This is a genomic window from Pseudomonas sp. BS3782 TE3695, from assembly GCF_050435305.1.
Taxonomy (GTDB): domain Bacteria; phylum Pseudomonadota; class Gammaproteobacteria; order Pseudomonadales; family Pseudomonadaceae; genus Aquipseudomonas.
On record NZ_JBNDKB010000001.1, the window covers coordinates 4,976,135 to 4,996,262 of the forward strand.

Sequence of the window (20,128 nt, forward strand, 5' to 3'; positions counted from 1 at the left end):
GACCGTTTAACCCGCCAACCCGACAAACATGTCCTGCACGTCATCGTGGTTATCGAGGCCTTCGAGGAAGGCTTCGACTTCTGCCATCTGCTCATCGCTCAAACCACTGACCGGGTTCTTCGGCTGGTAGCCCAACTTGGCCGACAACACGGTGAAACCCTGCTCCGGCAGCGCTTTCTGTACCGCATCCAGGTCCGCAGGTTCGGTCAGGAACAGCGTCGCGCCGTCTTCACCTGGCTCGAAATCCTGGGCACCGGCTTCGATCGCAGCCATTTCCGGGTCGGCGTCAGGGCTGTCCGGGGACGCCTCGATCATGCCGACGTGGTTGAAGTCCCAGGCCACCGAACCGGAAGCGCCCAACTGGCCCTTACGGAACGCGACGCGGATTTCAGCGACGGTGCGGTTGATGTTGTCAGTCACGCATTCAACGATCAGCGGCACCTGATGCGGTGCGAACCCTTCATACGTCACGCGATGGTATTGCACGGTTTCGCCGAGCTGGCCGGAGCCTTTCTTGATCGCGCGTTCCAGGGTTTCGCGGGGCATCGAAGCTTTTTTCGCCTGTTCGACCACCAGACGCAGGTGTGCGTTGGTGGTGGTATCGGCACCGTTGCGGGCAGCGATGGTGATCTCTTTCACCAGTTTGCCGAAGATCTTGCCTTTGGCGTTGGCTGCCGCTTCTTTGTGTTTAACCTTCCACTGTGCGCCCATTACTCACTCTCTTGATCTGTGGCGCCGAGACATCTATTGGCCGACGCGTTGCGCAAGTTTATACGGCCTAAAGACGCCAATCGACCAAAAATTCCAAGATCTTCACCCCGTCACGCATCGACATCTTCACCAGTGTTTGTAGGGCGATTCTGAAAAGTCGATTTGCGGTGACGCTTCAGGGCTGTGGTTTCGTACCCTCTGCGCCCATCCTCTCTGGCAGAAGCGCGTTCGATGCACAACGACAAGGAAAGCCCCTTTACCCTGACACTGCTCGACGGTGGTTTGAGTTTGCAGGTGTTGCAGTTCAGCGGCCATGAAGGTCTCAATCGGCCCTACCGGTTCGACATTGAGGTAATCGGCCTCGCACCCGCGACGCACCTTGACCAATGGCTGCAACAACCGGCGTTTTTGCGGCTGGCGGATGATCAGGGCATTCACGGCGTGATCCACAGCGTCAGTCGCGAACATCGCGGCCCGCACCGGGTTGGCTACTCCCTGGTGCTGACGCCCCACCTGCAACACTTGGATCGACACCGTTTGCGTCGGGTGTTTCATCGTCTCAGCGTGCCCACGATCCTGCGTCAATTGCTGGTCGAGCATCAATTGCCCGAGCGCAGTTACCGTTTCGAACTGGTAAACGGCTGCTACCCGCCCCGGCCTTTTTGCATTCAATACGATGAGAGCGATCTGGCCTTTCTGCAGCGCCTGTGTGAAGAAGAAGGCATCCACTATCACTTCGAACATCAGCCCGACGGACACGTGCTTGTGCTGGCCGATGACAGCTTGAGTTTCCCCCAGGAGCCACTGCTGATGCCGTTCCAGGACGCCCCATTCAACGACGCCGTGTCACCGGTAATCAGCGAACTGTTCCAGCGCCATGAGCCGCCTCCCGCCCTGGCACAATGGGAAGCCAGGAACCGCGGCGCGCCGATGGTCGGCGAGGGAGCGGCTAATCACACGCTCGCCAGAACGGGCCCGGTCACGGCACGCCCTGCACCTGCGCAGCTTCATCACGAGCAGCTCAGCCGTCGACGGCTGGAACGCCTGCGTTGCCCGCAACGGCAGATCCACGGCCACAGCAACCAGAAGGAACTGCGCAGTGGACGGATCCTGCAAGTGGCGCAGCATCCGCTCTCGAGTTTCAACGATCAGTGGTTGCTCACCGATATCCGGCACCAGGGCCAGCAGCCATCGATTCTCGCCCATGATCAGCCCGATAGGGGTCGGCACTACAGCAATCAGTTCACGGCCATTCCCTGGTCAACGGTCTTCAGGCCGACGCTTGAACAGGTCAAGCCGAGTATCCCGGGCTATCAGACCGCCCGAGTGCTCGGCCCCGCCGGGCAACCGGCGGCACTCGATGATCAAGGCCGGATACAGGTCAGGCTATGGCCGACGCCGGCGTTCGAGGCGGATGAATCCGTCGGTCTCTGGCTACCGATCGCCCTCGCAGCACCAGATGGTCGGATCGATTCGTCGAGGTTACCCATGGCCGGCACCGACGTGCTGATCAGTTTTCTCGATAGCGATCCGGACCGGCCGGTACTGTGTGCCGGCATGGGTCATCCGAAGCCTCCCCGACCCGCTCCCGAGCCACGCCGTGACGGCCGCCTGCTGCTCGATTGGCTGGTCAACCGCCCGGATCTCGCACCTTGAGTTTCAACCCTTGTCGGCGCACCGGGAGTCTGGTGTAGGCAGTTCGGCCTCTTCGCGGGCAAGCCACACTCCCACAGGTTTTTTGTCCTACACAAGATTTGCGGCCAGCATAAACCCTATGGGAGCGTGGCTTGCCCGCGATAGCCGCGCCTCGGTCTATTTGCCAGGCGCCAACCCAAAAAACGCCTGGATCAACCGCAAATCCCGCCGCCGCTCCATGCACCCGATCATGTGCCGATTGACCAGGCCCTCGCCGATAATCGGCACCGCCGCCACCCGCGGGTCATGGCTGACTTCCACCGACGACACCACCCCCACGCCCAATTCGGCGGCCACGGCTTCGGTCACCGCCTCGCGACTGTCCAGTTCCAGCAACACCCGTGGATTGACCTTGGCCTGAGCGCACGCCTCGTCGAACGTGCGTCGGGTAATCGAACCCGGTTCACGCAAGACCATGATCACCTGGTCCAGATCCTTGAGCGGCACCCCTTTCGACTGCTGCGCCCACGGATGACCCGCGGGCACCAACGCACAAATCCTCGACTCGCTTAACGCTTGCAGGTGCAGCCCCTTGCGTGGCTCGACTTCGGTCAGCACCGCCACGTCGGCATGCTCCGACAACAACGCCGCCAAGGTTTCCTGGGCATTACCCAACCGCAGGTTCACGGTGATCCCCGGATAACGTGCACGCAAACTGGCGAGCATCGGCATGACCCTATGCGGCCCGTCTGCCGCCACTTCCAGGCGCCCGGTCAGTAACTGCCGGTTGGCTTCCAGCATCACCTGCGCCTCTTCGGCCAGCCCAAACATCGCCCGGGTGATTGCCGCCAGTTTGCTGCCCTCTTCTGTCAGCTCGACGCGCCGCGCGGTACGTCGCAACAAAATGATCTGGTAGTGCTCCTCCAGCGCCTTGATGTGCCCGGTGACCGCCGGCTGGCTGATAAACAGGCGCTCGGCGGCGCGGGTGAAGCTGCCTTCCCGAGCCACAGCGTCGAAGGCACGCAGCTGAAACAGATTCATGGATAACCCTCACTGATGGCTGGCATAACAACAAACAATTTGATTGATAGCTCACCGAATTGCAATTTATGCCCCGTAGCTTCATCCCACTGAGCTTTTGCGAGAACACAAGAATGAGTACTGCCGAGCCCATCCTGCTCACCCCCGGCCCATTGAGCACATCGAGCCGCACCCGTCATGCAATGATGGTCGACTGGGGTTCATGGGATGACCGCTTCAACCAATTGACCGCCAGCCTCTGCGAACAGTTGCTGGCGATCATCAACGGCGCCGACAGCCATCACTGCGTGCCGTTGCAAGGCAGCGGCACGTTCGCGGTCGAGGCGGCCATCGGCACACTGGTGCCTCGGGACGGTAAAGTTCTGGTGCTGATCAACGGCGCCTACGGCAAACGCCTGGCGAAAATCTGCGAAGTGCTCGGCCGTTCGTTCAGCACCTTCGAAACCGCCGAAGACGAACCAACCACCGCCGCCGACGTCGACCATCTGCTGCGCGCCGATGCCAGCATCACTCACGTTGCGCTGATTCACTGCGAAACCAGCACCGGCATTCTCAACCCGCTGGCGCACATCGCCCACGTCATCGAGCAACACGGCAAACGCCTGATCATCGACGCCATGAGCTCGTTTGGCGCCCTGCCAATCGACGCCCAGGATGTGCCCTTCGATGCACTGATCGCAGCCTCAGGCAAATGCCTGGAAGGTGTTCCGGGGATGGGCTTCGTTTTCGCGCGCAAAGAAACACTGGCCAGCGCCGCCGGCAATTCGCACTCACTGGCGATGGACTTGTTCGACCAGCACACCTACATGGCCAAAACCGGCCAATGGCGCTTCACCCCGCCGACCCACGTGGTCGCGGCGCTGCACGAAGCCCTGCTGCAATACAACGAAGAAGGCGGCTTGCCCGCACGGCATCGGCGCTATGCCAATAACTGCCAGGTGCTGCTCGATGACATGGCCAAACTGGGGCTGCGCAGCTTTTTGCCCGCCGCGATCCAGGCGCCGATCATCGTCACCTTCCACGCGCCGAAAGACCCGCGCTATCAGTTCAAGGAATTCTACGAACGGGTCAAGGCCAAGGGTTTCATCCTCTACCCCGGCAAACTGACCCAAGTCGAAACCTTCCGCGTTGGCTGCATCGGCCACGTCAACCAGGCCGAAATGCATGCGGCGGTGGCGGCGGTGGCCGAAGTGCTGCGCGAGATGGAAATACTCGACATCTGATTCACCTCAATCCCCTGTGGGAGCGGGCTTGCTCGCGAAAGCGGACTGACATTCAACTTTGATGTCGACTGACACACCGCCTTCGCGAGCAAGCCCGCTCCCACCAAAAGCAGCTCCCCTCTTAGCCAGTTACCACAGGATTTGCTCACCGTGAACTACACCAACCCAACCAAACTCCAAGCCGCCATCCTCGACTGGGCCGGCACCGTGGTCGACTTCGGCTCTTTCGCCCCGACGCAGATTTTTGTCGAAGCCTTCGCCGAGTTCGACGTCCAGGTTTCCATCGAAGAAGCCCGTGGGCCGATGGGCATGGGCAAGTGGGACCACATTCGTACCTTGTGCAATCAGCCGCCAGTCGCCGAGCGCTACCACAACGTGTTCGGTCGCACCCCGACCGACGATGACGTCACCGCCATCTACAAGCGCTTCATGCCGTTGCAGATCGAAAAAATCGCCGAACATTCGGCTCTGATTCCGGGCGCCCTGGACACCATCGCCAACCTGCGCCAACAAGGGATCAAGATCGGTTCGTGCTCTGGCTACCCGAAACAGGTCATGGACAAAGTCGTTGAACTGGCTGCCATCAACGGTTACGTCGCCGATCACGTGGTCGCTACCGACGAAGTGCCCAACGGTCGCCCTTGGCCGGCTCAGGCACTGGCCAACGTGATCGCCCTGGGCATCGACGACGTCGCGGCCTGCGTGAAGATCGACGACACAGTGCCGGGCATTCTCGAAGGTCGCCGCGCCGGTATGTGGACCGTGGCGTTGATTTGCTCCGGCAACGCGCTGGGGCTGGACTACGAAGGCTATCGCGCCCTGAGCAGCGATAAACTGGCCAGCGAACGCAAGCGCATTCACGCCATGTTCGAAGGCTCGCGGCCGCACTACATGATCGACACCATCACCGACTTGCCCGAAGTCATCGCCGACATCAACAAGCGCCTGGCCAAGGGGGAGATGCCGCAAACATGATGCCGGCACCTCAAGACGCATAACCTGTGGGAGCGTGGTGAACCCGCGAAGAAAGCACCGCGTTTTTGCAGGTATTACGCGTCATCGTTCTTCGCGGGCAAGCCACGCTCCCACAGGATTTTCGTCGCTCGCCACAAATGCAGGATGCCTCAGTTTCGTGAACTCAACCCCCGGCGGCCCTGCAAGCCACCGGTGTGGACGAAGATCAGGCGCGTTCCCCGGGCAAATTTACCCGCCTCGACTTGCTGCTTGAGCGCCAGCAACCCTTTGCCGGTGTACAGCGGCTCGAGAGGAATGCCGCTGGCCTGTTCGGTCTGCTCGACGAACGCAAGCAACGGCGGATCGACTTTGGCAAAACCGCCACGGCTGGCGTCCAGCAGTTCATAGGCGGGATCGATCAGTCCGGCTTCCTGCACAATCATCTCGACCTGCTGTGCCACGCCATGATCATCAGGCACCGCCAGCGCGCCGTACACCGGATATTCGCCCGCCTCGGCCAGAACCAGGCCGGCCAGAGTGGTGCCCGTTCCGCAGGCCAGCCACCAACCGTCGTAATGGCTCCAGCCCAAAGCACTCAGTTGCTCGCAGGCCATCGTCTTCAGCCGCCAGCAGCCCTTCGCCCCAGGCAAGCCGCCGCCACCTTCCGGCACTGGATGCAGCTCAGGGTATTGCTCACGCCATGGCTGCCAGAAGCCCGGTTCATGTCGTGCGCGATAACCGCCATAACCCAACCAGTGCAAGTGCATGCCGAATGCCTGCAAGTCCTTTACCGTCGGAGTGTCTTGCGGATGCCCACGCAGCAGTCCGACGGTGCTGAAACCGAAGCGTTTACCCGCTGCGGCCAATGCATGGAGATGGTTGGAATGGGCACCGCCCAGGCTAATGATGCCTTGGGCGCCATGCTGGTCAGCGGCGTTGAGGTGTTCGATGAGTTTGAACCACTTGTTGCCGCTGATCAGCGGGTCGATCTGGTCCAGACGTAGGATCGCGACGTCGATGCCGGCAGTGGTGAGCCAGTCGAGATGAAGGGGCTCGAGGGGGGCTTGGGGTAGCCAGTTGCCAGGAAGAGAAAGCATTGACGCCTGATTGTTCTCAGAAGGAGCCCACATTAGGGGGTTATATCCAGATTTTGTGTTTGCAACGCCTGGCCGTAACCCTCTATGAATTCCGCCGGCATGCGCTTGGGCTTGCCGGTAGACAGTTCGATGCACACGAAAGTGGTCTGCGCCCGCAGCACCGTGGTGTTGTCGCTGGGGCGCTTGAGCTGGAAGTGGCGGGTCATTTTCAGGCGCTGATCCCAATCGACGATCCAGGTTGCCAGTTGCAGCTCGTCGCCCTCATAGGCCGCCGCCAGGTAATCGATCTCGTGGCGTACCACCGCCATTGCCCGGTCCAGCCGCCGGTACTCGACCAGATCCAGCCCAAGCCGTTGCGAATGGCGCCAGGCGCAACGCTCGAGCCAGGTCACGTACACCGCGTTGTTCGCATGGCCCAACCCGTCGATGTCCTCGGCGCCCACTTCCAGATCAATGATAAATGGCGTTGCCCGATCCCAGCCCATGCCCCACTCCCGGTCAGATAATTTCGACCGGGGCAGTGTAACGGAAGCTCAGGCCGATTGGCGCGATTGCAGGCTACGACCGGCCAGCAACGAAAGAACGCCATCGATCACCCGCGGGTCAGCCAACACCCGTTGATGACCACCCTCTTCCAGGCGCAACAGACGACTGTCGAACCAGGCTTCGTGGATCAATTGGGATTCCTTGACTGGAACAAAGTTGTCGTCCTCGGCATGGACGATCAGCCCCGGCATGTCGAGCTGATAGCGCGCAACATCCAATGCAGCGGCGCGCATGCCGACATCTTTCTCGACCTGACGAATAAACGCCGAGCGCGCTTTGGGTGGCAGGCGCACATAGCGTGCGAACCCACGCAGTACCCCGAGAATTCGCGCCGGGGCGGCGATCGACACCAGGGTTTCGGTGCGCAAGCCCAACTGAACCGCGAGCATGGCACTGGCGCCGCCCATGGAGTGACCGATCACCGCTTGCAGCGGCGGCAATTCAGCGGCCGCCTCGAGCATCGCCCGAGCGAACAGCACCACATTAGCCTCGCGGCCTGGCGAGCGACCGTGAGCCGGACCGTCCAGGGCCACCACGGTGTAACCGGCATCGACCAGCACGGTGATCAGCGCGGCAAACTGTGTCGGCCGGCCCTCCCAGCCGTGCATCAACAACACCGCCGGCCCTTGCCCCCAACGCAGCGCCGAGAGGCCGAAACGCAAGGTGATCCGTTCGGATTTCGCCAGCAGCGGCAACTCCCAGTCACGCGGCAGCAATTGCCGTGGGGTCATGAATGCCAGACGCATCTTGCTCGCCACCAGCTGCGGCGCGACCCAGCCCAAGGTGCCATTAACGCCACGAACCCAGCTCAACGTGTTCATCGCCCATCTCCTCAGGCTGGCGCCTTCAGGTCATAGCACCGCCGACTTGGCGGCGCGCAGTAATCGATCGGACAACTCTCCTGGCCCCAGCGCCCGTGCCAGAGCCAAACCACCGACCATCAAGGCCATGTCGGCCAAGGCTTTGTCGGCCTCTTCCGGGCTGGCCGCCAACTGCGCGACCATCAACTCGATATGCTCATTCAATGCCACACGAAATTCGTCCGGCAGACGGCCCAACTCGCCGACCGATGCCGGAATCGGACATGCCTGTTCGATGGAATCACGGTGTTTGCGCGACAGGTAGAACGCTGCAACCAACGCACGCCGCTCTTCGCCGGTCAACTCGGCATCCATGTCGGCGATCAAGCCACGACGATGGCTGAGTAGCTGCTTGAATGCTTCCAGCATCAACGCGTCCTTGCTTTCGAAGTGTGCGTAGAAGCCGCCGACCGTCAGGCCGGCCGCGCCCATCACTTCGCCCACGCTCGGCTCGGCCGGGCCGCGCTGAATCAGCGCTGCACTGGCAGCCTTGAGGATGCGTTCGCGGGTTTGAGCTTTTTTATCGTTCATCGTTGCCTCCGAATATTACGACTAGAATATTATTCTCATAATAATTTTCCGCAAGTCGTGGATATGACCGCTGGTCTGAAGAACAGTTTTTTGAGGAAAACGGAGAATTGGCCAAACGCCAGACAAACAAAAGGGCCATTCAATAATTGAATGACCCTTAAAAATCCCGCAGAGCGGGTAATCGTGGCGTCCCCTAGGGGACTCGAACCCCTGTTACCGCCGTGAAAGGGCGGTGTCCTAGGCCACTAGACGAAGGGGACACAAACCCTTCTATACAACTGATCAGTGCTGAGAGCTGATCGATTCAAGGCCGGTGTGGCCAGACCTTGAACTGTAAAATTGGTGGAGCTAGACGGGATCGAACCGTCGACCTCTTGCATGCCATGCAAGCGCTCTCCCAGCTGAGCTATAGCCCCAGATTTTTCGCCTCGCGGCGGAGCGACATCTCGCAACATCGCTTCTGTAAAACTGGCGTCCCCTAGGGGACTCGAACCCCTGTTACCGCCGTGAAAGGGCGGTGTCCTAGGCCACTAGACGAAGGGGACACAAACCCTTCTATACAACTGATCAGTGCTGAGAGCTGATCGATTCAAGGCCGGTGTGGCCAGACCTTGAAGTGTAAATTGGTGGAGCTAGACGGGATCGAACCGTCGACCTCTTGCATGCCATGCAAGCGCTCTCCCAGCTGAGCTATAGCCCCTCATCGCTGAGGACGGGGCGAATCTTAATGGCGCTTCGGAAGGCTGTCAAACTTATTTTCAACAATTTCCAAAATTTTTTGTCGCCATAACAATCACTTACCGCCCTCCCCCCCGAAAAACGGGGGTGGCGCCGAAGAGCAAGATCAAAAGATCGCAGCCTTCGGCAGCTCCTACGCAAAGTTAAACAGCGTTAAGCGATAGCGCTCAGGAGTTTTTCCCACTCCTTGTTTTCCTTTTTTGACACGCCACCCAGCAGGTCAATAGCCTGGCGCAGACGGAAACGGGTCAGGTCCGGCCCGAGGATTTCCATCGCATCGAGCACCGATACCGAGCTGGCCTGGCCCGTGATCGCAGCGAACATCAGCGGCATGGCATCGCGCAGCTTCAGCTCCAGGGATTCGACCACCGACTGGATGGTTGCAGTAATGCTGTCTTTCTCCCACTGACGCAGGCTTTCCAGCTTCCAAAGAATCAACTGCATCAACTGACGGACCTGATCGCCCGAGAGTTTCTTGGATTCGAACAGCTTGGCATCCGGGTTCACGCCACCGGCAAAGAAGAAGCCGGCCAGCGGTGCGACCTGGCTGAAGATTTCAACCCGGCCCTGCACGTGCGGTGCGATCTTCATCATGTATTCAGGGTTCAGTGCCCACTTTTGCAGACGAGCGGCGAACTCTTCCACCGGCAGGTCACGCAGCCATTGGCCGTTGAGCCACGACAGCTTCTCGATGTCGAAAATCGGCCCGCCGAGGGAGACGCGGCTCAGGTCGAAGTTATCGACCATTTCCTGCAGGGAGAACTTCTCGCGCTCGTCCGGCATCGACCAGCCCATACGGCCCAGGTAGTTGAGCATTGCTTCCGGCATGAAACCCATGCGCTCGTAGAACGTCACCGAGGTCGGGTTCTTGCGCTTGGACAGCTTGCTCTTGTCCGGGTTACGCAGCAGCGGCATGTAGCACAGCTGCGGTTGCTCCCAACCAAAGTATTCGTACAAGAGGATCAGTTTCGGCGCCGAAGGCAGCCATTCTTCGCCGCGCAAGACGTGGGTGATGCCCATCAAGTGGTCATCGACAACGTTGGCCAGGAAGTATGTCGGCAAGCCGTCGGTCTTCATCAGCACTTGCATATCCATGCGATCCCACGGGATCTCGACGTCGCCACGCAGCATGTCAGGCACCACGCACACGCCTTCGGTCGGCACTTTCATGCGGATGACGTGTGGCTCGCCAGCGGCCAGACGACGCGCGACTTCTTCCTTGGAGAGCAACAGCGCACGGCCGTCGTAACGCGGGGTTTCGCCGCGGGCCATTTGCTCGGCGCGCATCTGGTCCAGTTCTTCAGCCGTGCAGAAGCACGGGAAGGCATGACCCATGTCGACCAATTGCTGGCAGTACTTCTGATAGATATCGCCGCGCTCGCTCTGGCGGTAAGGACCGTGCGGGCCGCCGACGTCCGGGCCTTCGCTCCAGTCGATACCCAACCAGCGCAGGGCGTCGAAAATCTGCTGTTCGGACTCGCGGGTCGAACGCAGTTGGTCGGTATCTTCGATCCGCAGGATAAACTCACCGCCATGCTGCTTGGCAAAGCAGTAGTTGAACAAAGCGATGTAAGCGGTACCTACATGGGGGTCCCCGGTAGGCGATGGCGCGATGCGAGTGCGGACGGTGGTCATGGCATGTCTCGAAAAGAATAAAAGCGAAGATCAAACAAGAGGCGAATGGTAACAGGCGATAGCTGCCTGGCTCCAGTGAGTGGGGTATTTAGGCCAATATTGCGTTGGGAATCAGTAGGGTGGCGATGCTGAGAAGCTCACTGAATCAGTGCACGCCCTGTAGGAGCTGCCGAAGGCTGCGATCTTTTGACCTTGCCTTTAAAAACAAGATCAAAAGATCGCAGCCTTCGGCAGCTTCTACAGGGAGAGCGTCAAACAACGATCAACCGCTCGCGCAACTTGCCGATTTCGTCGCGCAGCTGTGCCGCGGCTTCGAATTCCAGGTCGCGGGCGAGCTGGTACATCTTTTCTTCCAGCTGACGAATGCGTTTGCTGATCTCGCTCGGCGAGCGCAGTTCCGCCTCGTACCTGGCACTTTCCTCGGCGGCCTTGGCCATGCCTTTGCGCTTCTTGCTGCGCGAACCCGGCACAACCGCGCCTTCCATGATGTCGGCGACATCCTTGAACACTCCCTTCGGCGTGATGCCATTGGCCAGGTTGAAGGCGATCTGCTTGTCGCGACGACGCTCGGTTTCGCCGATCGCACGTTCCATGGAACCGGTGATCCGATCCGCATACAGAATCGCCCGCCCATTGAGGTTGCGCGCCGCCCGGCCAATGGTCTGGATCAGTGAGCGCTCGGAACGCAGGAAGCCTTCCTTGTCCGCGTCGAGAATCGCTACCAGCGAGACTTCCGGCATGTCCAGGCCTTCACGCAGCAAGTTGATCCCCACCAGCACATCGAAGACGCCGAGGCGCAAGTCACGGATAATTTCGACCCGCTCCACGGTGTCGATATCCGAATGCAGATAACGCACGCGCACGCCGTGGTCGGCCAGGTAATCGGTCAAGTCTTCGGACATGCGCTTGGTCAGCGTGGTAACCAGCACCCGCTCTTCCAGGGCCACGCGCCTGGTGATTTCCGAGAGCAAGTCGTCGACCTGAGTCAACGCCGGGCGAATTTCGATTTGTGGGTCCACCAGGCCAGTCGGGCGCACTAATTGCTCGACCACTCGGCCGGCGTGCTCCGCCTCGTAATTGCCCGGCGTGGCCGAGACAAAAATCGTTTGGGGACTAATGCTTTCGAACTCGTCGAAACGCATCGGCCGGTTGTCCAGCGCCGACGGCAGACGGAACCCATACTCGACCAGCGTCTCTTTGCGCGAACGGTCGCCCTTATACATGGCGCCGACTTGCGGCACGCTGACGTGGGATTCGTCGATTACCAGCAAGGCATCGGCCGGCAAGTAATCAAACAAGGTGGGCGGCGCCTCGCCGGCAGCCCGCCCCGACAGGTAGCGCGAATAGTTTTCGATGCCGTTGCAATAACCAAGCTCGAGGATCATTTCCAGATCGAAACGGGTGCGCTGCTCCAATCGCTGAGCTTCCACCAGTTTGTTATTGGAACGCAGGTATTCCAGGCGCTCCTGCAATTCGATCTTTATCCCTTCGGTAGCTTCGAGCAGGGTTTCCCGCGGGGTCACGTAATGGCTCTTCGGATAGAAGGTAAAACGCGGCAGTTTGCGGATGACTTCACCGGTCAGCGGATCGAAGGCAGACAGGCTCTCCACTTCGTCATCGAACAGCTCGATGCGGATCGCTTCGAAATCGGATTCTGCCGGGTGGATATCAATCACGTCGCCGCGTACCCGGAAGGTCGCCCGGGCGAAATCCATGTCGTTGCGGGTGTATTGCAAGTCGGCCAGGCGACGCAGCAGCGCACGCTGGTCGAGCTTGTCGCCGCGATCGACGTGCAACACCATCTTCAGATAGGTTTCCGGGCTGCCCAGACCGTAGATGCACGACACCGTGGTGACGATAATCGCGTCCTTGCGCTCCAGCAGAGCCTTAGTCGCGGACAGGCGCATCTGCTCGATGTGGTCGTTGATCGAGGCATCCTTCTCGATGAAGGTATCGGATGACGGCACATAGGCTTCAGGCTGGTAGTAGTCGTAATAGGACACGAAGTATTCAACGGCGTTGTTCGGGAAGAACGCCTTGAATTCGCCATACAACTGCGCGGCCAGGGTCTTGTTGGGAGCCAGCACCAGCGTCGGGCGCTGTATCTGGGCGATCACGTTGGCGATACTGAAAGTCTTGCCCGAGCCGGTCACACCGAGCAACGTCTGGTGCGCCAGCCCGGCCTCAATGCCCTCTACCATCAGACGGATGGCTTCCGGCTGATCGCCGGCGGGCTCGAAGCGGGTAACTAGCTGGAATTCAGACATACATACCTCTGGATTCGCGCCGGCCCGGACAAACCGGACAGCGACGAAAAAAACCGCAAACGACCGATGTCGCCCGAGGAAAAAACTGGATTGTGCTCAATGTGGAGCCGATTGCCATCGCTTTCAAGGCAAACGTCCTACATCGGGTAGGATCTTTGACGACATCACTCGACCAACGATCGAAAAATAAATGGAAAAACTTACGGTAAAAGCCGAATCGCCTGTCGCCATCAATCGCTGATGGCCTCTATACTAGCTCCCCGTTTGTGCACCGCTCTAGTGCATTCGGCTGGAGCGCGACACGTCCCTCCACACTCCATTCAGAGCCGCCGCAATAATGAGCCTGTTCTCCGCTGTCGAAATGGCACCACGCGATCCAATCCTGGGCCTCAACGAAGCATTCAATGCCGATACCCGCACCAACAAGGTCAACCTGGGGGTCGGTGTTTACTGCGACGAGGAGGGGCGAATTCCACTCCTGCGCGCCGTTGTCGAAGCCGAGACGATTCGCGCTGCTCAACACGTTTCCCGTGGTTACTTGCCGATCGACGGCATCGCCGCTTACGACCAGGCCGTGCAAAAACTGCTGTTCGGCAATGATTCGCCGCTGATCGCCGCTGGCCGGGTTATCACCACCCAAGCCGTCGGCGGTACTGGCGCGCTGAAAATCGGCGCCGACTTCCTCAAGCAACTGCTGCCGAACGCCGTCGTGGCCATCAGCGACCCGAGCTGGGAAAACCATCGCGCGCTGTTCGAAACCGCTGGTTTCCCGGTGCAGAACTATCGCTACTACGACGCCGCCACCCACGACGTTAACCGCGCCGGCCTGCTGGAAGACCTGAACGCCCTGCCGTCCGGCTCCATCGTTGTGCTGCACGCTTGCTGCCACAACCCGACCGGCGTGGACCTGAGCCCGGCGGACTGGAAAAACGTGCTGGAAGTGGTCAAGGCCAAAGGTCACGTGCCGTTCCTCGACATGGCTTACCAGGGCTTTGGCGATGGTATCGATGAAGACGCCGCGGCCGTGCGCCTGTTCGCCGAATCGGACCTGACCTTTTTCGTTTCCAGTTCGTTCTCCAAATCTTTCTCGCTGTACGGCGAGCGCGTTGGCGCCCTGTCGATCGTCAGCGAATCGAAAGAAGAAAGCGCGCGCGTACTGTCGCAAGTCAAACGCGTGATCCGCACCAACTACTCCAACCCGCCGACCCACGGTGCAAGCATCGTCGCCGCCGTGCTGAACAGCCCGGTACTGCGTGCCCAGTGGGAAGAGGAACTGGCAGAAATGCGCCTGCGGATTCGCGGCATGCGCATCCAGATGGTCGACCTGCTGGCGAAAAACGCGCCACAGCGCGATTTCAGCTTCGTCGGTCGCCAGCGCGGCATGTTCTCCTACTCCGGCCTGACGGTTGAGCAGGTTACCCGCCTGCGCAGCGAGTTCGGCATCTACGCCCTGGACACCGGCCGCATCTGCGTTGCCGCGCTGAACCAGAGCAACATCGACGCCGTGACCAAGGCCATCGTTCAGGTGATCTGAGTCTCGGGCGATACGAAAACGGGAAGCCATAGGGCTTCCCGTTTTTTATTTGTCTTTGATAATTCCCAGTTCGGCGACCGGTCGCTCTAGACTGCACGCAGATCAAACATGTGGGAGCGGGCTTGCTCGCGAAAGCGGTCTATCTGTCACATTGAGGCTGGATGTGCCGCCGCCTTCGCGAGCAAGCCCGCTCCCACAGGTTATGAGTACACCCGAGAATTCTTGAGAACCCCACATGAAAAACGATGACTTACGCGCCGACCGCGACGAGCTGGACCACTTCGTACCCCGCTCTTCGGCCAAACGCGGTAATAACCTGGTGCTGCAAGTGGCTGCGGGCGTGTTCCTTGGTGGCCTGGCGTTGTGGCTGGTGCAACTGACCGCCACGATGCTGTACGCCAAGTTGATGCTCGGCACCATTACCTTCGGCGGTTAAGCCAGTTCGCCCGCGCGCTGGCTGGCAGCGTCGTCATAGGCGACATAAAGCGACTCGGCCACCTGGCTTTTGATCGCCTTGGTGCTTTCCAGGCCCAGGACAAAACCTTCGGCCTTGCCGCCGGCGCGGTTCAATTCGTCAGCGGTACTGGCCTGAGTGATTGCGTCGAACAGTTTCTCGGCGTGCGGGCCAACGCCTTTGGGCAGGCTGATCTGAGCGATGCTCATGCGAACACCCCGCTGTTTTGAAATGTGAGGATTGGATGATTCATGGCGCGTACCTTTTCGGCTGAGGGCCGGCAGCGCGTGTCACCACTTCCGGGCGACCATGGTAGACCTCTACCGCGATTCTGGTAACCGCCAATGGCCGATAACCCCCGCCGATCCGATGAAAACATCAAACTGCCGACAGAAGCTTGACTTCTCTTTTTGAATCAGTAACATAGGCGCCATTCCGCGATAGCTCAGTTGGTAGAGCAAGTGACTGTTAATCACTGGGTCCCTGGTTCGAGTCCAGGTCGTGGAGCCAGACAAGTTCCAGAGAAGGCTTTTAAAATCTCTGGAGCCCCCGAAAAACCCGCCTTTATGGCGGGTTTTTTCGTTTTGGCGTTTTGTCGGTACGCAGGTATCAAGCAACATGAGTGCTCACCGCAAGCTCATGCGCGGGCTCAGGCTCAGGCTTGATCTTGTACCAGAGGGCGTACATCGCTGGCAGGAACACCAAGGTCAGCACGGTGCCGGCAAACGTACCGCCAATCAGGGTGTAGGCCAGCGTTCCCCAAAACACCGAATGGGTCAGTGGAATGAACGCCAGCATTGCCGCCAACGCCGTGAGAATCACCGGCCTCGCGCGCTGCACCGTGGCTTCGACCACGGCGTTGTAAGGTGACAGGCCGGCTTGCTTATTGGAGTGAATCTGTCCGATGAGGATCAGCGTGTTGCGCATCAGAATCCCTGACAAGGCAATCAGACCCACCAACGCGTTGATCCCGAACGGTTGCTGGAACAGCAGCAGAATCGGTACCACACCGATCAGGCCCAAAGGCGCGGTGGCGAACACCATCATCATTGCCGATATCGAGCGCACCTGAATAATGATGGTCAGCAACATCAGCGCGATCATGATCGGGAACAACGGTAGCAATGCCTTGTTCGCTTTACCCGACTCCTCGATCGAGCCGGCAAACTCAATCCGGTAGCCCGCCGGCAGTTTTTCGATGATGGGCTGCAACTGCGTTATCAAGGCGTTGGAGACATCGGGAGGCTGAAGGCCTTCAGCCACGTCACCGCGCACAGTGATCGTCGGCGTACGATCACGACGCCGCAGAATCGGCTCCTCCATGCGCACATCCACCGCCCCTACCTGGGACAGCGATACGCGCTGCCCCTGGGCGCCGGTCAGCGTGAAGGCGGCAATTTTCGACGGATCCAGACGCGTCTCTCCCGCCGAGCGAGCGACCACCTGAACCGAACGAATGTCCTCACGCACGTCGGTGACAGGCACCCCTGTGAGCAGGAATTGCAGCTGTTGCGCGACATCGGCCGACGTCAAGCCGAATGCTTGCAGGCGATCCTGATCCAGCGTGAGATGAAGTGCCGGCGCGCGCTCGCCCAAGTCAGTGTTGACGGTCCTCATCATGGGACTGGCGTTCATGACCTCACGCAGCTGCGCGGCGATATCACGTAACACCGCGGGGTCGGCGCCCATCACCCGAAAGGCCACCGGATATGGTGAATAAGGACCAAATACCAACTGCGTCACCCGCACCCTGGCTTCCGGCGCCAAGCCATCGGCTACGGCTTGCCTGAGGCGCAGCTTGAGCGCCTCGCGCTCTTGCTGACTCGCGGTCAGGACGACGATTTTTGCGAAGGATGGATCGGGTAACTCAGGGGCCATCGCCAAATAGAAGCGCGGCGCGCCCTGACCAATATAGGCGGTGACGATCCTGGCTTCCGACTGCTGAGCCAGCCACGCCTCGACTTTGGCCGCAGCCACATCCGTCTGTTCTATAGAGGTGCCGTAAGGCATCTGCACCTCAACCAGCACTTCAGGTCGGTCGGACGTTGGAAAGAACTGCTTCTTGACCACGCCCATGCCCAGAATCGCAACAACAAACAAGCCAACGACGGATGTAGCCACCAGGCCTTTGCGGCGGATCACACTGCCCAGCAGGCGCCTGAAACGCTGGTAGTTCGGTGTACCGTAAATCGCCGTATGCCCGCCTTCAGGCACCTTGATCTGTGGCAGCAGTTTGACGCCCAGGTAAGGGGTAAACACCACGGCCACCACCCAGGAAGTGATCAGCGCAATGCCAACGATCCAGAACATGTTCGCGGTGTACTCACCAGCGGTCGATTTGGCAAAACCGTTGGGCATAAAGCCGATCGCCGTCACCAATGTCCCCGACAACATCGGCGCGGCCGTGTGGCTCCAGGCGTACGCGGAGGCCTTGATTCGGTCGTAGCCCTCCTCCATCTTCACCACCATCATTTCAATGGCAATGATTGCATCGTCCACCAGCAGTCCCAGCGCCAGAATCAACGAGCCCAAGGTAATTCGATCGAAGTCTTTGCCCGTGGCGGCCATGACAATGAACACGGCCGCCAGGGTCAGTGGTACCGCCGCGGCAACCACAACGCCGACACGCCAGCCCATGCTGAGAAAACACACCAGCAGCACCACGCCCAGGGCAGCAAAAAACTTCACCATGAACTCGTTGACGGAGGCGTCAATATTTACCGCCTGATCCGTGACCTTGGTCAGGCTCATGCCCAAAGGCATCTGCTCGTTGATCGCTGTTGCCTCGGCCTCCAGCGACTTCCCCAGATCCAGACCGTTCCAGCCATCGCGCATGATCACGCCGAGCAACAATGCGGGCTCGCCATTGTTGCGTACCAGGAACGTCGCAGGGTCCTCATAACCGCGCTTGACCTCAGCCACATCGGACAATTTGAGGGTTCTGCCCTGCACCGTCAGTGGGGTATTACGAATCTTCTGCAGGTCATCGAACGCGCCATCCAGGCGGATGAAAACCTGTGGGCCCTTCGCTTCAACCGAGCCGGCCGGCGTAATCATGTTCTGCGTGTTCAATGCACTGAAGATGTTTCGTGCGGAAATGCCCAGTGTCGCCAGACGCTCGTAGGACAACTCGACAAAAATGCGCTCGGCCTGCTCACCGATGATGTTGACCTTCTTCACTCCCGCCACATGCAGCAGACGCTGGCGCAAGCTCTCGGCTTCGCGCACCAACAGACGTTGCGGCTCGCCCTTGGCCTTGAGCGCATAGAGCGCGAAGGTGACATCGGAATACTCATCATTGACCATCGGGCCGATCACCCCAGACGGCAACCCCTTCTGCTCATCCAGGATTTTCTTGCGCGCCTGGTAAAACTCCTCCTGGACGGCTGAGGGCGGCGTGCTATCGAGCAGATAAACCGTGGTGAATGCCAAGCCGGGCCGGGTAAAGGTCTCGGTCCGGTCGTACCAACGCAGTTCCTGCATGCGTTTTTCCAGCTTTTCTACCACCTGGTCCTGGATCTCCTGGGCCGTCGCCCCAGGCCAGGCGGTGACCACCGTCATTTGTTTAATGGTGAATGCGGGGTCTTCCGCACGTCCCAATTTGAAGAAGGCGTACAACCCACCCACAGAAATCAGCAGGATCAAAAACAGAGTGATCGAGCGCTCGCGTACTGCCAGCGCCGAAAGATTGAAGCCACTCATCGACTCACCTCAACTACCGTTTTTTGCGTGGCACCGGCAAGTTCAGTTCTGACCTTCTCTCCCTCATTCAATAGGTGTGCCCCCATTGCGACGACCCGATCACCCACCCGCAGATCACCCGTCACGCGCACGCTGGCCTCGTTATCCAGGCTGTGAACCTTGATCGGGCGCCAAACCACATGCTCCGGCTCTCCCCCAACCACCCAGACACCCGGGCCTTTACCCGCGTCGTAGAGGGCTCCCATGGGCACCTGGAATTCCTTGGCATCCGCAACTTCCGTGTCGGCGATAACCACTGAGATCGTCGAACCCAAAGTGGCGTTGGAGAGCGCTCCCTCCAGCACATAACGCGCTTCGAACGTTCGGGTCTGTCGGTCCGCAGAGTCGGACAGCTGACGTAAACGGGCGCTGCCTGCACGCTGGTTCTGCCCGTAGAGCTCAACTGTAGCCGTCGAGCCCAGCACAGGACGTAGCGTCTCGGGTAACTGGATCACGGCCTCGCGCTGCCCTGAATGGGCAACGCGCACCACCACCTGCCCTGCGCCAACCACCTGCCCCGGCTCCGCCAAGGTATCCACTACAACCCCATCGGCATCCGCCAGCAACGTCGAGTAACCGGTCGCGTTTTTCGCCACATCAGCCTGAGCCCGGGCAGCGTTTAGCTGAGCCTTCGCCGAGTCAGCAGCTGCTTTGATCCCTGCGTAAGCTGAGGCCGATACCGCACCGATGGACACCAGATCACGGTAGCGAAGTTCATCATCGGAGGCCTGCCGGGCTCGGGCCATTGCAGCCAGCACCGCTTCCTGCTGCGCCCTCGCAGTCAGCGTCAGGTCGTTGGCATCGATGCGCATAAGTGGCTGCCCACGTTTGACACTCTGCCCAGCATCCACCAGACGTTCCAAGACCTTCCCAGGCACCCGAAAGCCGAGATCGCTCTGAACTCGAGCCGCGACGACACCGGTGAATACCCGTGCCGCAGGCGCGGAGGGTTGAACCACACCGATGCGCACCAAGGGCACTTGAAGGCGAGGATCGGCAGGCGTGGCCTCCTTGCAGGCCACCAGGGCAAACGGCAACAAGGCAATGAAAATGAGTGACATGCGATGGCGCTGGACCATAAAAACCTCTCGGTAGCGGATGCCTCATGTTTATTCAGGTGACCAATTCTGTCAATAGTCACTTCCGAGACGAATCTATATC

General features: G+C 59.7%; 16 protein-coding genes and 5 tRNA genes. 6 read left to right on the plus strand and 15 right to left on the minus strand.

Translation table 11 applies throughout. The annotated features are described in order from the left end of the window. Nucleotides 1-6: 6 nt before the first annotated feature. Nucleotides 7-711, minus strand: coding sequence for a YebC/PmpR family DNA-binding transcriptional regulator (locus tag ABH909_RS22415; protein ID WP_007903391.1), 705 nt, complete (start codon nucleotides 709-711; stop codon nucleotides 7-9). A gap of 231 nt (nucleotides 712-942) precedes the next feature. Between ABH909_RS22415 and ABH909_RS22420 the strand changes: the two genes are divergently transcribed. Beyond that, nucleotides 943-2,367, plus strand: a complete 1,425-nt coding sequence (locus ABH909_RS22420) for a type VI secretion system Vgr family protein (protein ID WP_429437212.1) — start codon at nucleotides 943-945, stop codon at nucleotides 2,365-2,367. A gap of 156 nt (nucleotides 2,368-2,523) precedes the next feature. On the opposite strand, the gene ABH909_RS22425 is transcribed toward ABH909_RS22420, so the two are convergent. Next, nucleotides 2,524-3,387 (minus strand): LysR substrate-binding domain-containing protein, encoded by an 864-nt coding sequence (locus ABH909_RS22425; protein ID WP_429437215.1) that lies wholly within the window; start codon nucleotides 3,385-3,387, stop codon nucleotides 2,524-2,526. A 113-nt stretch (nucleotides 3,388-3,500) separates the two neighbouring features. Between ABH909_RS22425 and ABH909_RS22430 the strand changes: the two genes are divergently transcribed. Then, nucleotides 3,501-4,610, plus strand: a complete 1,110-nt coding sequence (locus ABH909_RS22430; protein WP_429437218.1) for a 2-aminoethylphosphonate--pyruvate transaminase — start codon at nucleotides 3,501-3,503, stop codon at nucleotides 4,608-4,610. A 150-nt stretch (nucleotides 4,611-4,760) separates the two neighbouring features. Continuing rightward, complete coding sequence (phnX, locus tag ABH909_RS22435) at nucleotides 4,761-5,585, plus strand: phosphonoacetaldehyde hydrolase (RefSeq protein WP_429437221.1); 825 nt, start codon at nucleotides 4,761-4,763, stop codon at nucleotides 5,583-5,585. 149 nt (nucleotides 5,586-5,734) lie between these two features. Here the strand turns inward: phnX and ABH909_RS22440 are convergent, their stop codons facing one another. The 10 genes from ABH909_RS22440 to uvrB form a co-directional block, all read right to left on the minus strand. After that, entirely contained in the window at nucleotides 5,735-6,661 is a 927-nt protein-coding gene (locus ABH909_RS22440; RefSeq protein WP_429437224.1) for a 1-aminocyclopropane-1-carboxylate deaminase/D-cysteine desulfhydrase, read from the minus strand. 32 nt (nucleotides 6,662-6,693) lie between these two features. Next, entirely contained in the window at nucleotides 6,694-7,146 is a 453-nt protein-coding gene (locus ABH909_RS22445) for an acyl-CoA thioesterase (protein ID WP_429437226.1), read from the minus strand. 48 nt (nucleotides 7,147-7,194) lie between these two features. Continuing rightward, nucleotides 7,195-8,028: an alpha/beta fold hydrolase gene (locus tag ABH909_RS22450; RefSeq protein ID WP_429437229.1), complete on the minus strand. Its 834-nt coding sequence runs from the start codon at nucleotides 8,026-8,028 to the stop codon at nucleotides 7,195-7,197. 30 nt (nucleotides 8,029-8,058) lie between these two features. Continuing rightward, the gene (locus ABH909_RS22455) at nucleotides 8,059-8,598 is read right to left on the minus strand and encodes a TetR/AcrR family transcriptional regulator (protein WP_429437232.1); all 540 of its coding nucleotides are present in this window, start codon (nucleotides 8,596-8,598) and stop codon (nucleotides 8,059-8,061) included. Between the two features lie 184 nt (nucleotides 8,599-8,782). Further along, nucleotides 8,783-8,858 (minus strand) — tRNA-Glu (locus tag ABH909_RS22460). A gap of 80 nt (nucleotides 8,859-8,938) precedes the next feature. Further along, nucleotides 8,939-9,014: transfer RNA gene (locus tag ABH909_RS22465), tRNA-Ala, on the minus strand. Between the two features lie 53 nt (nucleotides 9,015-9,067). Next, nucleotides 9,068-9,143: transfer RNA gene (locus tag ABH909_RS22470), tRNA-Glu, on the minus strand. Between the two features lie 79 nt (nucleotides 9,144-9,222). Further along, nucleotides 9,223-9,298, minus strand: a tRNA-Ala gene (locus tag ABH909_RS22475). A 191-nt stretch (nucleotides 9,299-9,489) separates the two neighbouring features. Continuing rightward, complete coding sequence (gene gltX / locus ABH909_RS22480) at nucleotides 9,490-10,971, minus strand: glutamate--tRNA ligase (protein WP_429437235.1); 1,482 nt, start codon at nucleotides 10,969-10,971, stop codon at nucleotides 9,490-9,492. A gap of 251 nt (nucleotides 10,972-11,222) precedes the next feature. Then, nucleotides 11,223-13,238, minus strand: coding sequence for an excinuclease ABC subunit UvrB (gene uvrB, locus ABH909_RS22485; RefSeq protein ID WP_429437237.1), 2,016 nt, complete (start codon nucleotides 13,236-13,238; stop codon nucleotides 11,223-11,225). A 337-nt stretch (nucleotides 13,239-13,575) separates the two neighbouring features. Here uvrB and ABH909_RS22490 point away from each other — a divergent pair, with 337 nt between their 5' ends. Together ABH909_RS22490 and ABH909_RS22495 are read left to right on the plus strand one after the other, a co-directional pair. After that, complete coding sequence (locus ABH909_RS22490) at nucleotides 13,576-14,772, plus strand: amino acid aminotransferase (RefSeq protein WP_258621230.1); 1,197 nt, start codon at nucleotides 13,576-13,578, stop codon at nucleotides 14,770-14,772. Nucleotides 14,773-15,007: 235 nt separating this feature from the next. Next, nucleotides 15,008-15,208, plus strand: coding sequence for a hypothetical protein (locus ABH909_RS22495; RefSeq protein ID WP_007905992.1), 201 nt, complete (start codon nucleotides 15,008-15,010; stop codon nucleotides 15,206-15,208). Here the strand turns inward: ABH909_RS22495 and ABH909_RS22500 are convergent. Then, nucleotides 15,205-15,435: a hypothetical protein gene (locus tag ABH909_RS22500; RefSeq protein WP_218399152.1), complete on the minus strand. Its 231-nt coding sequence runs from the start codon at nucleotides 15,433-15,435 to the stop codon at nucleotides 15,205-15,207. The two genes, ABH909_RS22495 and ABH909_RS22500, sit on opposite strands and share 4 nt — an antisense overlap. Nucleotides 15,436-15,660: 225 nt before the next feature. Here ABH909_RS22500 and ABH909_RS22505 point away from each other — a divergent pair. After that, nucleotides 15,661-15,736 (plus strand) — tRNA-Asn (locus ABH909_RS22505). A 99-nt stretch (nucleotides 15,737-15,835) separates the two neighbouring features. Here the strand turns inward: ABH909_RS22505 and ABH909_RS22510 are convergent. Together ABH909_RS22510 and ABH909_RS22515 are read right to left on the minus strand one after the other, a co-directional pair. Next, a complete protein-coding gene (locus ABH909_RS22510; RefSeq protein ID WP_429437241.1) occupies nucleotides 15,836-18,928 on the minus strand; it encodes an efflux RND transporter permease subunit in 3,093 nt (1,030 codons plus the stop codon). Beyond that, the gene (locus ABH909_RS22515; RefSeq protein ID WP_429437244.1) at nucleotides 18,925-20,046 is read right to left on the minus strand and encodes an efflux RND transporter periplasmic adaptor subunit; all 1,122 of its coding nucleotides are present in this window, start codon (nucleotides 20,044-20,046) and stop codon (nucleotides 18,925-18,927) included. The genes ABH909_RS22510 and ABH909_RS22515 overlap by 4 nt, the downstream gene beginning before the upstream one ends. Between the last annotated feature and the right edge of the window lie 82 nt (nucleotides 20,047-20,128).

Bases quoted from the DNA above. Each gene is read 5' to 3' on its own strand.
- ABH909_RS22415 (WP_007903391.1), bottom strand. From the start codon at position 711: ATGGGCGCACAGTGGAAGGTTAAACACAAAGAAGCGGCAGCCAACGCC.
- ABH909_RS22440 (WP_429437224.1), bottom strand. From the start codon at position 6,661: ATGCTTTCTCTTCCTGGCAACTGGCTACCCCAAGCCCCCCTCGAGCCC.
- ABH909_RS22455 (WP_429437232.1), bottom strand. From the start codon at position 8,598: ATGAACGATAAAAAAGCTCAAACCCGCGAACGCATCCTCAAGGCTGCC.
- ABH909_RS22510 (WP_429437241.1), bottom strand. From the start codon at position 18,928: ATGAGTGGCTTCAATCTTTCGGCGCTGGCAGTACGCGAGCGCTCGATC.
- ABH909_RS22500 (WP_218399152.1), bottom strand. From the start codon at position 15,435: ATGAGCATCGCTCAGATCAGCCTGCCCAAAGGCGTTGGCCCGCACGCC.
- ABH909_RS22430 (WP_429437218.1), top strand. From the start codon at position 3,501: ATGAGTACTGCCGAGCCCATCCTGCTCACCCCCGGCCCATTGAGCACA.
- ABH909_RS22450 (WP_429437229.1), bottom strand. From the start codon at position 8,028: ATGAACACGTTGAGCTGGGTTCGTGGCGTTAATGGCACCTTGGGCTGG.
- ABH909_RS22420 (WP_429437212.1), top strand. From the start codon at position 943: ATGCACAACGACAAGGAAAGCCCCTTTACCCTGACACTGCTCGACGGT.
- gltX (WP_429437235.1), bottom strand. From the start codon at position 10,971: ATGACCACCGTCCGCACTCGCATCGCGCCATCGCCTACCGGGGACCCC.
- ABH909_RS22445 (WP_429437226.1), bottom strand. From the start codon at position 7,146: ATGGGCTGGGATCGGGCAACGCCATTTATCATTGATCTGGAAGTGGGC.
- ABH909_RS22425 (WP_429437215.1), bottom strand. From the start codon at position 3,387: ATGAATCTGTTTCAGCTGCGTGCCTTCGACGCTGTGGCTCGGGAAGGC.
- ABH909_RS22515 (WP_429437244.1), bottom strand. From the start codon at position 20,046: ATGGTCCAGCGCCATCGCATGTCACTCATTTTCATTGCCTTGTTGCCG.
- ABH909_RS22490 (WP_258621230.1), top strand. From the start codon at position 13,576: ATGAGCCTGTTCTCCGCTGTCGAAATGGCACCACGCGATCCAATCCTG.
- ABH909_RS22495 (WP_007905992.1), top strand. From the start codon at position 15,008: ATGAAAAACGATGACTTACGCGCCGACCGCGACGAGCTGGACCACTTC.
- uvrB (WP_429437237.1), bottom strand. From the start codon at position 13,238: ATGTCTGAATTCCAGCTAGTTACCCGCTTCGAGCCCGCCGGCGATCAG.